At 46.2% G+C, this 13,318-nt stretch carries 11 protein-coding genes; 5 read left to right on the top strand and 6 right to left on the bottom strand.

The features are described 5' to 3' along the window. The first annotated feature begins 137 nt into the window (after window positions 1–137). Both QUA23_RS00905 and QUA23_RS00900 read left to right on the top strand, forming a co-directional pair. Window positions 138–1,175, top strand: a complete 1,038-nt coding sequence (locus tag QUA23_RS00905; protein ID WP_333072788.1) for a calcium-binding protein — start codon at window positions 138–140, stop codon at window positions 1,173–1,175. A 206-nt stretch (window positions 1,176–1,381) separates the two neighbouring features. Continuing rightward, on the top strand, window positions 1,382–2,950 hold the full coding sequence (locus tag QUA23_RS00900) for a hypothetical protein (RefSeq protein ID WP_333072787.1): 1,569 nt from the start codon (window positions 1,382–1,384) through the stop codon (window positions 2,948–2,950). 220 nt (window positions 2,951–3,170) lie between these two features. Here the strand turns inward: QUA23_RS00900 and QUA23_RS00895 are convergent, their stop codons facing one another. Beyond that, window positions 3,171–3,647: an ankyrin repeat domain-containing protein gene (locus QUA23_RS00895; protein ID WP_333072786.1), complete on the bottom strand. Its 477-nt coding sequence runs from the start codon at window positions 3,645–3,647 to the stop codon at window positions 3,171–3,173. A gap of 36 nt (window positions 3,648–3,683) precedes the next feature. Between QUA23_RS00895 and QUA23_RS00890 the strand changes: the two genes are divergently transcribed. After that, a complete protein-coding gene (locus QUA23_RS00890; RefSeq protein ID WP_333072785.1) occupies window positions 3,684–4,964 on the top strand; it encodes a lipid-A-disaccharide synthase in 1,281 nt (426 codons plus the stop codon). Window positions 4,965–5,096: 132 nt separating this feature from the next. Here QUA23_RS00890 and QUA23_RS00885 read toward each other — a convergent pair whose 3' ends face one another. The 3 genes from QUA23_RS00885 to QUA23_RS00875 are packed head-to-tail and all read right to left on the bottom strand — an operon-like array spanning window position 5,097 to window position 6,510. Then, window positions 5,097–5,267 carry a YqaE/Pmp3 family membrane protein gene (locus QUA23_RS00885; protein ID WP_333041499.1) on the bottom strand — a complete coding sequence of 57 codons (171 nt, stop codon included), beginning with the start codon at window positions 5,265–5,267 and terminating at the stop codon, window positions 5,097–5,099. A 39-nt stretch (window positions 5,268–5,306) separates the two neighbouring features. Next, the gene (locus QUA23_RS00880; protein WP_333072784.1) at window positions 5,307–6,251 is read right to left on the bottom strand and encodes a fused MFS/spermidine synthase; all 945 of its coding nucleotides are present in this window, start codon (window positions 6,249–6,251) and stop codon (window positions 5,307–5,309) included. Next, window positions 6,241–6,510 carry a hypothetical protein gene (locus tag QUA23_RS00875; protein WP_333072783.1) on the bottom strand — a complete coding sequence of 90 codons (270 nt, stop codon included), beginning with the start codon at window positions 6,508–6,510 and terminating at the stop codon, window positions 6,241–6,243. Before QUA23_RS00875 ends, QUA23_RS00880 begins: the two co-directional genes overlap by 11 nt. Window positions 6,511–6,865: 355 nt before the next feature. On the opposite strand from QUA23_RS00875, the gene QUA23_RS00870 reads away from it, so the two are divergent. Both QUA23_RS00870 and priA read left to right on the top strand, forming a co-directional pair. After that, window positions 6,866–7,936, top strand: a complete 1,071-nt coding sequence (locus QUA23_RS00870; RefSeq protein WP_333072782.1) for an ATP-binding protein — start codon at window positions 6,866–6,868, stop codon at window positions 7,934–7,936. A 79-nt stretch (window positions 7,937–8,015) separates the two neighbouring features. Next, a complete protein-coding gene (gene priA / locus QUA23_RS00865) occupies window positions 8,016–10,577 on the top strand; it encodes a primosomal protein N' (protein ID WP_333072781.1) in 2,562 nt (853 codons plus the stop codon). 30 nt (window positions 10,578–10,607) lie between these two features. Here the strand turns inward: priA and QUA23_RS00860 are convergent, their stop codons facing one another. Together QUA23_RS00860 and gltD are read right to left on the bottom strand one after the other, a co-directional pair. Beyond that, window positions 10,608–11,141: a hypothetical protein gene (locus tag QUA23_RS00860; protein ID WP_333072780.1), complete on the bottom strand. Its 534-nt coding sequence runs from the start codon at window positions 11,139–11,141 to the stop codon at window positions 10,608–10,610. 276 nt (window positions 11,142–11,417) lie between these two features. After that, window positions 11,418–12,902: a glutamate synthase small subunit gene (gene gltD, locus QUA23_RS00855; protein WP_333072779.1), complete on the bottom strand. Its 1,485-nt coding sequence runs from the start codon at window positions 12,900–12,902 to the stop codon at window positions 11,418–11,420. Between the last annotated feature and the right edge of the window lie 416 nt (window positions 12,903–13,318).

Genomic DNA, 13,318 nt, shown 5'->3' with positions numbered 1-13,318 from the left:
ATCGTACTTTTGTGTTTGCCTTAAAAATAATAAAACAGGCTTAACAATAATTAACTTGACATAGTGAGTTAGTAGAGTTAGTTATAGTGGATCAAGTTTAACCGACAAGTAAGCAGACTAAGCTTGGAGAAAAACTTATGACTAACTATGACATTTTTGACGAACCATACTACCTTTCGCAATATCCTTGGGTGAAACCTGCTATTGATACAGGAATTATAAAATCCGGCAGAGAACACTTTGAAAAGTTCGGTCAAGGCGGCGGCCTGACCAAAGTATCGCGTTACTTTGACGAAAATACTTATCTATCTCAAAATCCAGATATTGCTCGCTTGGTTCGCACCCCAAACAACCCAAATGCGCCTTTTGCCTCTGGTTTAGACCACTTTATCCAATACGGTTACGAACAGGGTCGCACCCAAGTATCGCCTGACTATGACGAAGCATTTTATGTAGCAAGTAACCAAGATTTGCAGCCGTTTATTCAGAATGGAACTTTTAAAAATGGCTACCAGCACTTCATTCTCTTCGGAATCCAAGACAGTCGGTTTGGTACTTCTTTTTTTGAATCGGCTTACTTACAGAACAACCCCGACATTCGGCCGTTTGTCGAATCTGGGGCATTGAAAACAGGTAGGGAACACTACTTTAATTTTGGGCAATTTGAGCCAAGCCGCTCTGCAACTTTTGTCGGAACTTCCGGCAATGACATTCTCACTGGTGTAGGGGTGGGGAATGTCGGATTAATTGGAGTTGAAGTCGGTTTACAAAGCAACTTCTCCTACGGTTATGAAAGTTATGGCAACAATGAATTCGATACTCTCATTGGCGGTAGCGGCCGCGATACATTCCACCTCAAAGGCATTTCAATGGGTAGGACATCTGCCACAAGCAGACAGTTCTACATCGGGCCAGGTTTTGCCACAATTCAGAATTTTACCCAAGGTCAGGATAATATCCTGCTAGAAGGAATTCCCTTAGATCAATTATCAGATCGATTATTGTTGTCTCCCATCAACAATAACCGAGATTTAGCTATCCAAACTCGCCAAGTCGGTGTATTGGGCAGCGGTTTGTTTGACACAATCGCTGTTATTCAAGGTGGCGGAAATCTCAGTTTGAATATAATATACTCACAAGAAAGTATTTTTATTAGTAGACTTTCACTTGAGTAGAAATTTTGAAGCTATTCAGGATTTGCCTTTGGCTGTTTTCGGTACGATCGCACATTCGCAAAAAGGGCGATCGCGCTGTTGTGTTTGCCATAAAAATAATAAAATCAGCTTAACAATAATTAACTTGACATAGTGAGTTCGTAGAGTTATTTATAGTGGGTCAAGTTTAACCGACAAGTAAGCAGACTAAGCTTGCACAAATAATTATGACTAATTATGACATTTTTGACGAGCCATACTACCTGGCGCAATATCCTTGGGTGAAACCGGCTATTGATGCACGAATTATAAAATCCGGGAGAGAACACTTTGAAAAGTTCGGTCAAGCCGGCGGCCTGACCAAAGTATCGCGTTACTTTGACGAAGAAACCTATCTATCTCAAAATCCAGAGATTGCTCGCTTGGTTCGCGCCCCAAACAATCCAAATGCGCCTTTTGCCTCTGGTCTAGACCACTTTATCCAGTTTGGTTACGATGAAGGCCGCACCCAAGTATCGCCTGACTATGACGAAGCATTTTATTTAAAAAGATACCCCGTACTTGTGCCGTTTGTACAGAACGGCACTTTCAAATCGGGTTTGGAACACTTTATCAAATTCGGAGCCAAAGAAGGTCTTTATGCGAACACCTTTTTTGAACCCGAATACTTGCTGAAAAACCCCGATGTAGCAGCAGCAGTCAAGGCGGGAGTTTTCAAAACAGGTGGCGAACACTACCGAAAATTTGGACAATTTGAGCCAGCGCGATCGGCTACCTTTGTCGGGACTAAAGATACTGACATTGTAACGGGATTTGGTGTAGGACAAGTTGAAATCACTGGCGTTGAAGTATCTTTAGATGCAGCGGGAAATAGAGTTTATGAAAACAGACCCCCTCGTAACGATCGCGATACGCTCATTGGCGGTCAAGGTAGTAATACTTTCCTTCTCGGTGTGAAGGATAATCAATTCTACCTCTCGTATATCGTCGCCAGTGGCGCAGCTACGATTAAAAACTTTGACCCGCAAGCCGATAAGATCCGCGTAGCGGGAACGCGAAGCGGCTACAATTATCGGTTTAACGCTTCTGGAAATTTTCAGATTGAGGGACTACCAAGCTCTAGGATTGTCCCAGTGATTGCTGAAGTCGAGGGTGTTGCGAATATGCCGTTTCTAGAAAATCGGGAACCTGATTTCTTGATTTTCGATCAAGTTTCTGTATTGGATAACTTTTGGGAAGCTGGATATTTAGCAAACAATCCCGATGTTGATGCGGCTGTTCAAGCAGGAAGTTTTGCTTCAGGTCTCGATCAGTATACAAAAGTTGGGCAATTTGAAACAAATCGCTCTGCAACTTTTGTCGGGACTTCGGGGAATGATTTTGTGACTGCTTTTGGCAAGGGAAAATCGACAATTATTGGAGTTGACTTTGATGGTCGTTATTTGAGCTACGGTAGCAACGAATTTGATACCTTGATTGGAAGCGAAGGTGCTGATACTTTTATTTTGGCTTATGACAATAGTCAGCTTTCGGCTACTAGCTTCGTCCGCACCACTCAAGATTTGTATTTAGGTCCGGGGGAGGCTCTCATTCGCGGCTTCAACCCCAGTCAGGGAGATGCACTCCAGCTATCAGGAAAACTCAGTGACTATCAAATATCTCCAGTGGGTGCAGATTTAGTTATCTCAAAAAGAGGAGATACAATTGCAATTCTTGAGGGAGATGCTGGATTAACTTTGAAACAACTAACATTTCCTCCAGTTGACTTTTATAGTTTTACTTTCTTGCTTGGCTAGAAACCAGGTTGATGAAATTTTAACGGGACTTACGCAAAGACTCTCATAAACCGGGTTTAATCAAAAACCCCGTTTCTGGAATCAACCCAGTTTATGAATTTAGGACTTACGCATGGGGTAGTCAGAAACCGGTTTTTTTTACGAAAATCCTTCGTTATAGTCCACAGATTAGGTAAAAAACCCGGTTTCTCTGGCCTTAATGCGTAATTCCTGTGAATAATTAAGCCCGATCGCGCGCTAGCTTCAAAAGCTCAACCGCATCTTTGTGCCCCTCCGAAGACGCCCAAATTAACGCAGTCCAAGTATTATTATCCTTAGCTTTGATATCAGCTCCTTTATCGATTAAAAATTCCACAACTTGAGTGCGCCCGCTACCTGCAGCACTCATCAAAGCCGTCAAACCAAAATTAGTTTTAGCATTCACATCCGCCCCCGCCTCCAGCAAAAGCTGTACAATCTCCGTATGTCCGGCAGCAGCGGCACTCATTAAGGGCGTCCACCCGTCATTATCCTGACTGTTGGGTCCGGCACCTGCTGCCAGCAATTTTTTGACGATCGCCGAATTGCCAGCTTCAGCCGCCGTCGTCAAAGCCGTCGCACCTTCCTCATCTTTGGCATTGATATCTGCACGCTGTTCGATCGCACTTTCTACAGCCGCAACATCACCCGTCTTGACGGCATCAATTAAATCTGTCATAAATTCTCCCTTGTATCCTCTCAAATATTAAATCCTATGACAGTCGATATTTTAATCCTCTCCAACGGCCCCGGAGAATTGGCAACTTGGGTGCGTCCCGCCGTGCAAGCTTTGCGCCAGCAATTGGGAAACGCGGGCACTCAAGCGCGAATCTCTGTGGTGCTGTCTCCCTGTCCGCACGCCACGGGGAAAGAAGCGCAAATCGCGTGTTCCTACCCAGAAGTTGACAGAGTTCAAGCACCGGAGCATTTTTTTCCATTCCTATTATCTGGCAAAACTGCTGAAAATTGGGATTGGTATGAAACAGGAGTTGTTTTGTTTTTAGGCGGCGATCAATTTTTTACGGTTGTAATTGGCAAAAGACTCAAATATCGCACTGTTATTTATGCTGAATGGGACGCGCGGTGGTATCGCTGGATTGATAAATTTGCGGCGATGAAACCGGAAGTTTTTGCCAAAATTCCCGAAAAATATGCTAAGAAATTTACAGTTGTCGGAGATTTGATCGCCGAAGTAGGGAACGGGAAATCGGGCAGGGCGGGCACGGGAGCACCGCCCCTACGGAAAATAGAATTAATTGGATTGTTGCCCGGTTCTAAAGCCGCCAAATTAGCTTTAGGTGTACCGTTATGTTTGTCGATTGCCCAATCCATCCATCGCCTCCGCCCTGAAACTCGCTTTGTAATTCCCGTTGCTCCTACCATAGATGTGCAAACTTTAGCACGTTTTGCCGACCCTGAACAAAATCCTTGCCTGCATTTATTTGAGAACGCTAGCGCCGAACTTCAGTTAACAGAACCGCCGTTTTTGCAGACAGCAAATAACTTGCAAGTAGAACTTTGGACGCAGACACCCGCCTACGATTTGCTATCAGAATGCAGCCTGTGTTTAACTACTGTGGGAGCGAATACTGCCGAATTGGGTTCGTTAGCCGTACCGATGATTGTTTTGATTCCGACGCAGCAATTGGATGCGATGAAAGCTTGGGACGGATTGCCGGGATTGCTGGCAAATTTGCCGTTAGTCGGTTCAGCTTTTGCGACGGCGATTAATTGGCTAATCTGGCAATTGGGAAAGGGAAAGCTTTATGCTTGGCCGAATATTTGGGCACAGGAAGAGATTGTGCCGGAGTTAATTGGGAAGCTGGAACCCGATGCTGTGGCTCAATTGGCGATCGACTATTTGAGCCATCCTGATAAATTAGCACAGATGGGCGATCGTTTGCGTGCGGTTCGAGGAGAATCGGGGGCGGCTAAAAAAATTGCTGAATTGGTCTGTGAAGAAATTGAGGTGCAATCAAATTCTGATAAGAATTAGATTTTTTTATTTTTAACCGCAGAGGCACCCGGATAAACGCCGATTTAATAGATATTAATTGGTGAAAACAGGCAAAAGAAAACTTATTTTCTCTTGCCTGTTTATTATCCAAAAACTGGATTTGCCCTCAAGTTAAGCTCGATCGTGCTTAGCAATCACCCAAACAGCGTGAATGATACCGGGAATAAAGCCCAAAAACGTGAGAACCAGGTTGATCCAAAAATCAGTACCGATGCCGACAGTCAAAAATACGCCCAGAGGGGGAAGAAAAATTGCAGCGACTATGCGAATTAAATTGTCCATCTCAGTTACTCCAAACGAGTTTTCTCTTTCAATTTAACTTCACTGACCAACCGAACCTTTCCCGAAAAACTTAGGCGGTGCTGCCATAGTGTAAACTTCGGTTTCAGCGGCGATTACCTGTCGTAAGTGACCGGGAACTTGCATCAACCCCAACAGTGTAATCCCGTCCAACATCCGCAACCCGCCAGTTGTTTTCTCGGCGAGTAATTTGTCAGTAACTTCTGGTTCGGGTCGCGTATTTATTTCTTGATTAGAAGCTACGGCAAAACCCCAAGGAGCTCCATAGGTAGAAATAAAGCTGGTGCAGGATTGAACATTGGAGAAAACAGATTTCAGGGTATTTACAATGCGAGCGTGCATTTTCATTTCTGCCGGAGAAACGGGGCCCGCTTGCACTACGAAATATCCGTTAGGTGACATTACCTTGCGAACTTTCTCAAAATACTCTTTGGTAAACAACTGGAAAGATGGGCCTTCTTCAATGGGATCGGACAAGTCAGAAATGACAATATCCCAATCATTGTCAGTTTTATCTAAATAGTCCAAAGCATCGCCGATTACTACTTCGCAGCGGGGGTCATCAAAGGCATTTTGGTGCATTTCGGGCAGGTGTTCGCGACAAGCTTCTACTACTTCGCCGTCAATGTCGATCATCACGACTTTTTCAACTGTTTTCCAGCGCAGCACTTCTCTAATTGTAGCTCCTTCTCCGCCGCCAAGAACGAGGACTTTTTTGGGTGAACCGTGACAAATCATGGCTGGGTGCACCAGGGGTTCGTGGTACAGAAACTCATCGCCTGTACAAGATTGCCACTTACCGTCCAAAACTAAGCCTTTGCCGTAAGTACCGGTCTGAACGACATACATTTCTTGATAGGCTGTTTTCTTGTAAGCGAGCACCGCGATGACGCCGTGAACGTAAATATCCCAAGGGGTAATGTACTCGCTCATCCAAAAATCGGCACGAACTTCGCTACCTGACATCAATTACTCTCCAAATATAAACGGCTGTGTCGATGTTGTCACAAGTAGTAGTTATTAGCACAAAATGGTGCGGGTGTGTGAGTACGATCGACACATTAAAGTGAGATTTCTCAGCAATGCTATAGTGTGATTGCGTTCTGGGAGAGAGCAACGAGCTTGTTACTTGAGATTGCTTGTGCGCGATCGCGCGCCCAGTCGATCGCACTTTTCCCGTGCCCCCCCGTCGATCGCACTCACATTTAATATTTTCGCTTTGCATTGCTGACGAGTTTTGTACAAAGGTTGTCTGAATCGGGCAATTTTTCGCGCTGGGCCCGCCTTTATAAGTTTGCGATCGCCCTGCTTATTTACCAATAATCGGATGAAAACCATGCAAATGCGAGAGTTATGAATAAAAGTAGCGATCGGTTTTAACCATATTTGTTATTAATATGTTGACATTGTGAATGTATCTTCGATAAGATTTTTATATCGTCCAAAATAAAGGAAGTGTTGAAATTTTCGGACACAATTGGATAGACGATATGCGCCGAAATTCTAACTAGGTAAATGGTGCAACTAAATTTACTGATAAAACTGTTATGACACTATTTTTAGGTTCAAAATAATAGCCGATGGAACCAACAGACTGGGAAAAAAGAATCAAAGAGCTGGAAAATGAAAATCTAATTCTGCGGAAAAAACTCAAAAATTCGGAAATAGAACGCAGCAAATTACAAGCCCTTAATCAAAAACAAGAATCTTTGCTAAAAATAGTCACTGAGGAGTTTAGAGATTCCGAAAATATTTTTAAAGCAAAAATGTCTACACTAGAAAAAGCTCTAGAAAACCAGCAAACAACGCAGATCAAATTGATCGAAGCCGAAAAAATGTCGGCTTTGGGAATTTTGGTAGCTGGTATTGCCCACGAAATCAACAATCCCGTTAACTTCATCTACGGCAATATTACCTATGTCAATGACTACGCAGGCGACCTTTTAAAATTGCTCGCAATGTACCAGGATAGGTATCCCGAAACAGATGCAGAGATTGAAGCTTTTCTGGAAAAAATTGACATCGACTTTCTCCGCGAAGATTTGTTGAAAACTCTTTCGTCAATGAAAGTGGGCTCCGAGCGCATCCGCGAAATCGTGTTGACTTTACGCAACTTTGCGCGGGTAGATGAAGGTGAAAAGAAACCAGTTAACATTCACGAAGGAATTGACAGCACCTTGTTAATTTTGCAGCATTTAACTAAAGAAAAACCAGGTCATTCGGCTATAAAAATTATTAAAAATTATGGATCTTTGCCCAAGGTAGAGTGTTATGCTGGGCAATTAAATCAGGTGTTTATGAACCTCATTAATAATGCTGTGGATGCCCTGCGGGAGCGAGAGCAAAATTCGTCAGTGGACGAGATAGAAGCTAACCCTATCCAGATGACAATTACTACTTCTATTATTTCCGAAAATTGGGCAAGAATTAGCATCAAAGATAATGGCATGGGAATGAATGAAGCTGTAAAAGCGAAAATTTTCGATCCGTTTTTCACCACCAAAACAGTTGGTCACGGGACGGGTTTGGGATTGTCAATTAGCTATCAGATTGTTGTGGACAAACACGGCGGGAGGTTGGAGTGCATCTCCGCAATTGGAGAAGGCACTGAATTGGCGATCGAGATTCCGATCGCCAATTCCCGCAGCTAAGATCGATCGATCGAGCTAAACTGAGGGATAATGAAAACTCCCTTTGACCGCGGCTCCTCCTAGTTTGATGTGCAACCCTATGTCTACTGTCACTTTTGGTTTGTCAACCCCTATAGCGGCAGAGGCCGGGGCATCCTACGGCAGCAGCGAACCGCCACAGCGCCCCACCGTGCGGGCAGAGTGGATCGAGGTATTGGTGGACTCTCCTTTCAGGGTTGCGGGGGACTCGCCTGGGGAGGAAAATAAGTTATTTACCTATCGTTTACCTGCGGAACTTACCGTGCAACCAGGGGATATTTTGAGTGTACCCTTTGGCAGTCAACAGGTAGGCGCGATCGCGATTCGGTTCATTTCTCAACTGCCGCTAGACTTAGATCCGGCGCGAGTTAAAGATGTCGAAGATGTTGTCAGTACGGGATTTTTCCCACCGACTTACTGGGAATTACTCGAACGCACTGCGACCTATTATTGCACACCTTTAATTCAAGTAATTAGAGCCTCCCTGCCGCCCGGTTTGTTAAGCCGTTCTGTGCGCCGAATTCGCTTAATTAAGGACGCAATTTCTCCGAATGCCGAAACATTTCTCAATCCCGCCGCGAGTCAAATTTTGCAATTGCTGCAAGCTCAAAAAAACGGCGATTACACTTGGCAATACCTCCAGCGCCAAGTTAAGGGAAGTTATCGGGGATTGAAAGATTTATTGAAACGCGGTTGGGTAGAAAGTTATTTAGAACCGCCCAATCCTCCCAAACCACAACTCAAACCGGCAGTGACATTAATTGCTAGTGCATTTGTCACAGATTTAACGAAGCGGCAACAAGAAGTATTGGAAGTTTTGCGGCGCGGCGGTGGTGAAATGTGGATGAACGATTTGCTGAGAATTTGCAGCGCGAGTTCTTCTGTTGTCAAAAATTTGGAACAAAAAGGTAGCGTTGTCATCGATCAAAGGGAAGTTCTCAGGCGCGAGCGCGGAATTTCTCAATTGCCCGATGCACCCAAAACTTTAACTCATTTTCAAGCTCAAGCATTAGCGTTTATTAACTCTTTTTCGGGATTCCGTCAAGTCCTGCTGCACGGCGTTACAGGTTCCGGGAAAACCGAAGTGTATTTGCAGGCGATCGCCCCAATCTTAGCCAGCGGCAAATCCGCCCTCGTACTCGTTCCCGAAATCGGCCTCACACCGCAACTTACCGATCGATTCCGCGCCCGTTTTGGCGAGCAAATTTGCGTTTACCACAGCGCCCTATCCGACGGCGAACGTTACGATACATGGCGTCAGATGCTGACTGGAACCCCGCAAATTGTCATCGGCACGCGATCGGCCATTTTTGCTCCTTTACCTCACCTCGGCTTAATTATCCTCGATGAAGAACACGACAGCAGCTTCAAACAAGACCAACCAGCCCCCTGCTACCACGCCCGCACCGTTGCCAAATGGCGCGCCGAATTAGAAAATTGTCCCTTAATTTTAGGTTCCGCAACGCCCGCTTTAGAGACTTTTGTCGGGACGCGCCGAGATTATTACTCGTTACCAAATATCCATTATTTATCATTGCCCGATCGCATTTATTCGCGCCCGATGCCGCCTGTGGAAATAGTCGATATGCGCCAAGAATTGCGGCAAGGGAACCGCTCAATTTTCAGCGCTTCCCTGCAAAATGCCCTCGAACAATTGCGAGCAAGACAACAGCAAGGTATTCTATTTATTCACAGAAGAGGACACAGTACCTTTGTGTCTTGTCGGAGTTGCGGGTATGTGATGGAATGCCCGAATTGCGATGTTTCGCTTTCTTATCACCACGTCGGCGAAGCAACCGCAGAAATATTGCGCTGTCACTACTGCAACCACACCGAACGCCACCCCCAAAACTGCCCGGAATGCAGTTCTCCTTACTTTAAAAACTTTGGCAGCGGCACTCAGCGAGTCGAACAGGAATTAACGAGATTATTTCCAGAATTGCGGGCAATTCGCTTTGACAGCGATACGACTAGAAATAAGGGCGATCACCGCCGATTGTTAACGCAATTTGCCAATGGGGAAGCTGACATTTTGTTGGGTACGCAAATGCTGACGAAAGGGTTAGATTTAGCTGGAGTCACATTGGTGGGAGTTGTGTCTGCTGACGGGTTGCTGAACTTATCGGATTATCGGGCAAGCGAACGAGCTTTTCAAACATTAACTCAAGTCGCGGGACGTGCGGGCAGAGGCGACGATCCGGGAAGGGTAATTATTCAAACTTACACTCCCGAACACCGGGTAATTCAAGCAGTTAGGCGGCACGAATATGCAGATTTTGTGGAAACAGAATTAGCAGAAAGAGCGGCGCTGAATTATCCACCTTCGGGGCGGCTGGTATTGTTGCGGTTGAGCAGTGTAGATGCAGCAGAAGTGGCGGTGACGGCGGTACAATTGGCGTCTGTTTGTCAGGAGTATATGGAGCGATTGTCTGTACCGGGGGGTGAGTTGTTGGGGCCTGCACCTGCGGCGATTATGCGGGTGGCAAATCGCTATCGGTGGCAGATTTTGCTGAAGTTGCCTTTGGATGAGTCGGTGGATTTGTCGGATTTGATCGGATTGCGCGATCGCACGCCGCGTTCTGTTAGTTTAACTATTGATGTCGATCCGTTGAATTTTGGTTGAGCGAGGGCAACCTAAAAGCCCGGTTTCGGATTAAGGTTGTAAAAGCTTTTCTACCGATTGAGCAATAGCAGTCTCACCCTGGAACTCAGAATTATCAATCTCTAAATCCCAAGGCAGCTCGACCAGCAACGCACGTTCATTAATTTCTTTTAACCTATGGTCTGAAACAGGAATGTGGACTGAGGCATCTCTCGTCATGACTCGCTCTATACAGGTATCGAGTGGAGCTTGTACATGGATCAGGAACACGCGGAAGCCTTGTCGCAAGGCTGTTAATAACTTTGAGAAGGTATGGGCTGTGCCTGTAGACTCGATGCAAAGGGTGGAGTGTGATTTAGCTAACTCATCGAGTTTTTCTAACACAATTTGGAATCCTCGTTTCTCCAACGGAATTCCTTCTAATCCTGGCTCTAGCCTGAGTACCTCAAGAAATATAGGTTCAATCCGTAGAAACTTTACATCTAGATATTTCTCCAAAACACTACCAATGAACGTCTTGCCAACTCCTTTGAGTCCTACTGGCAGCAAAAGGTTACACGGTTTTGTATTGTAAGATGAGTACATATTTCTTTAACAATAGTTACGCTACATGAGTCAATTTTTATAATATGTTTTTTACACTATTTACACACTATTGACACTATTATGTAGTTGTAAGCTGCGTAGTTCGTACCCTACAAGTAGAGTCTCTGCGTAATACCAATTTTTTATGAGGCTGCATAGAATCTGATCCCCCTTAATAAGGGGGGGACAAGATTCTTCTCAAACTCCCCCTTCTTAAGGGGGATTTAGGGGGATCGAGATATGTGCAACTTCACCTTAAATTGGTATAAGTCCTATTTAAGGCAAATCAGTGCTCCCCATCAGATAAAGGTCGCACTCGCGGGCCACGCCGCGCCCTTCATTAATCGCCCAAACCACCAAACTTTGTCCCCGGCGACAGTCACCAGCGGCGAAAACTCCCGGAATGCTGGTTGTATATTTTTCGTGCTCGGCTTTCACATTGCTGCGCGCGTCCCGTTCCAATCCCAAGTCATCCAGCAAGGGCTGTTCGGGGCCGAGGAAGCCCATCGCTAGCAACACAAGCTGTGCCGGCAAAACTTTTTCCGTGCCCGGGATGTGGTTCGGAATGAACTGCCCTTTCTCGTTTTTCGCCCACTCCACCTCAACGGTGTGCACAGCTTTGACATTGCCGTTTTCGTCGCCCTCGAACTTGGTCGCCGTGGTGAGATAGCCGCGCGGGTCGTCGCCGAATTTGGCTGCTGCTTCTTCTTGGCCGTAGTCGAGGCGGTAGACTTTCGGCCATTCGGGCCAGGGATTGTTGGCCGCCCGTTCCGAGGGCGGTTTCGGCAGGATTTCTAACTGTACCAGGCTTTTGCAGCCGTGGCGGATGGAGGTACCCACGCAGTCGGTGCCGGTGTCGCCGCCGCCGATGATCACGATATCTTTGCCTTCGGCGGAGATGAAGTTATCGTTGGTGCTCTTGTCTAAAACTGCTTTGGTGTTCGCAGTCAGGAAGTCCATTGCGAAGTGGATGCCTTTTAATTCCCGGCCGGGGATGCCCAAGTCGCGGGGTTTGGTGGCGCCGGTACAGAGCACAACGGAGTCGTATTCTTTTAGCAGTTGTTCCGCTGGTAAGTCTTTGCCAACTTCGGTGTTGCAGACGAATGTCACGCCTTCGTCTTCGAGGACTTTGAGGCGGCGCATTACGACTTGTTCTTTGTCTAGCTTCATGTTGGGTATGCCATACATTAGCAGGCCGCCTGGTCGATCGGCTCTTTCGTATACTGTTACCCAATGACCGGCTTTGTTGAGTTGCGCGGCGGCGGACAAACCGGCGGGCCCGGAACCGATGACGGCGATTTTTTTGCCGGTGCGTTTGGCGGGTGGTTCGGCGGTAATCCAGCCTTCATCCCAGCCTTTATCGATAATTGCCGCTTCGATGTTTTTAATCGTCACCGGCGGGTTGTTGATGCCGAGCACGCAAGCGCCTTCGCAGGGTGCGGGACAGACGCGGCCGGTGAATTCGGGGAAGTTGTTAGTTTTGTGGAGTCTGTCTAGGGCTTCTTTCCAGAGTCCGCGATATACGAGGTCGTTCCATTCGGGGATGAGGTTGTTAATCGGGCAGCCGCTTGCCATGCCGCTGATAATTGTACCCGTGTGGCAAAACGGAATGCCACAATCCATGCAGCGCGCGCCTTGGGTGCGGAGTTTGTCCTCCTCCATCGGTAGGTGAAATTCGTCCCAGTTGTGGACTCTCTCGACTGGTGAGAGTTCAGAGGGCAATTCGCGCAAGAATTCGATAAAGCCTGTTGGTTTTCCCATAGTGGTGTTCTGGTTAGAATTTACTATTCTGTCAGTTTCTCAAAGGTGAAGCTGGCGGGCTTCTGAATTAACTATTGTGATCTAAATTGTGTGCGATCGCACTTCAGATTGAGCAATTCCTACCTGAAATCTTCAATATCGCCGGGAGTCGGGGAATTGTCGGCAGCCGTAAAATATACAGCGACAGCAAAGAAAGCGGGTTTTTTACGGGGATTAAAGGTTTTAAAGGTTTTGATGCAGTATTTTCGTCCATCAAACCCGGTTTCTACATAATTTCAGCATTGCTTACTCTGGGACGATCGCACGTCACCGATAATCCCACATCTGGAAACGCTGACGGGTTAACTCTTCGGACCCGCCAGGGTCAACTTTCAAGCCCAGTCCCCATCAGGAGGGCATCGAGATCCAATACAAAA

This window comes from Microcoleus sp. Pol1C5 (assembly GCF_036701115.1).
Classification (GTDB): Bacteria; Cyanobacteriota; Cyanobacteriia; order Cyanobacteriales; family Microcoleaceae; genus Microcoleus.
This window is presented reverse-complemented; position numbering and strand designations above follow the sequence as displayed.

Coding starts and splice junctions, on each gene's coding strand:
- QUA23_RS00900 (WP_333072787.1), top strand. CDS start 1,382: ATGACTAATTATGACATTTTTGACGAGCCATACTACCTGGCGCAATAT.
- QUA23_RS00880 (WP_333072784.1), bottom strand. CDS start 6,251: ATGTCAGGTAGCGAAGTTCGTGCCGATTTTTGGATGAGCGAGTACATT.
- QUA23_RS00905 (WP_333072788.1), top strand. CDS start 138: ATGACTAACTATGACATTTTTGACGAACCATACTACCTTTCGCAATAT.
- QUA23_RS00870 (WP_333072782.1), top strand. CDS start 6,866: ATGGAACCAACAGACTGGGAAAAAAGAATCAAAGAGCTGGAAAATGAA.
- QUA23_RS00895 (WP_333072786.1), bottom strand. CDS start 3,647: ATGACAGATTTAATTGATGCCGTCAAGACGGGTGATGTTGCGGCTGTA.
- priA (WP_333072781.1), top strand. CDS start 8,016: ATGTCTACTGTCACTTTTGGTTTGTCAACCCCTATAGCGGCAGAGGCC.
- QUA23_RS00875 (WP_333072783.1), bottom strand. CDS start 6,510: ATGCAAAGCGAAAATATTAAATGTGAGTGCGATCGACGGGGGGGCACG.
- QUA23_RS00860 (WP_333072780.1), bottom strand. CDS start 11,141: ATGTACTCATCTTACAATACAAAACCGTGTAACCTTTTGCTGCCAGTA.
- QUA23_RS00885 (WP_333041499.1), bottom strand. CDS start 5,267: ATGGACAATTTAATTCGCATAGTCGCTGCAATTTTTCTTCCCCCTCTG.
- QUA23_RS00890 (WP_333072785.1), top strand. CDS start 3,684: ATGACAGTCGATATTTTAATCCTCTCCAACGGCCCCGGAGAATTGGCA.
- gltD (WP_333072779.1), bottom strand. CDS start 12,902: ATGGGAAAACCAACAGGCTTTATCGAATTCTTGCGCGAATTGCCCTCT.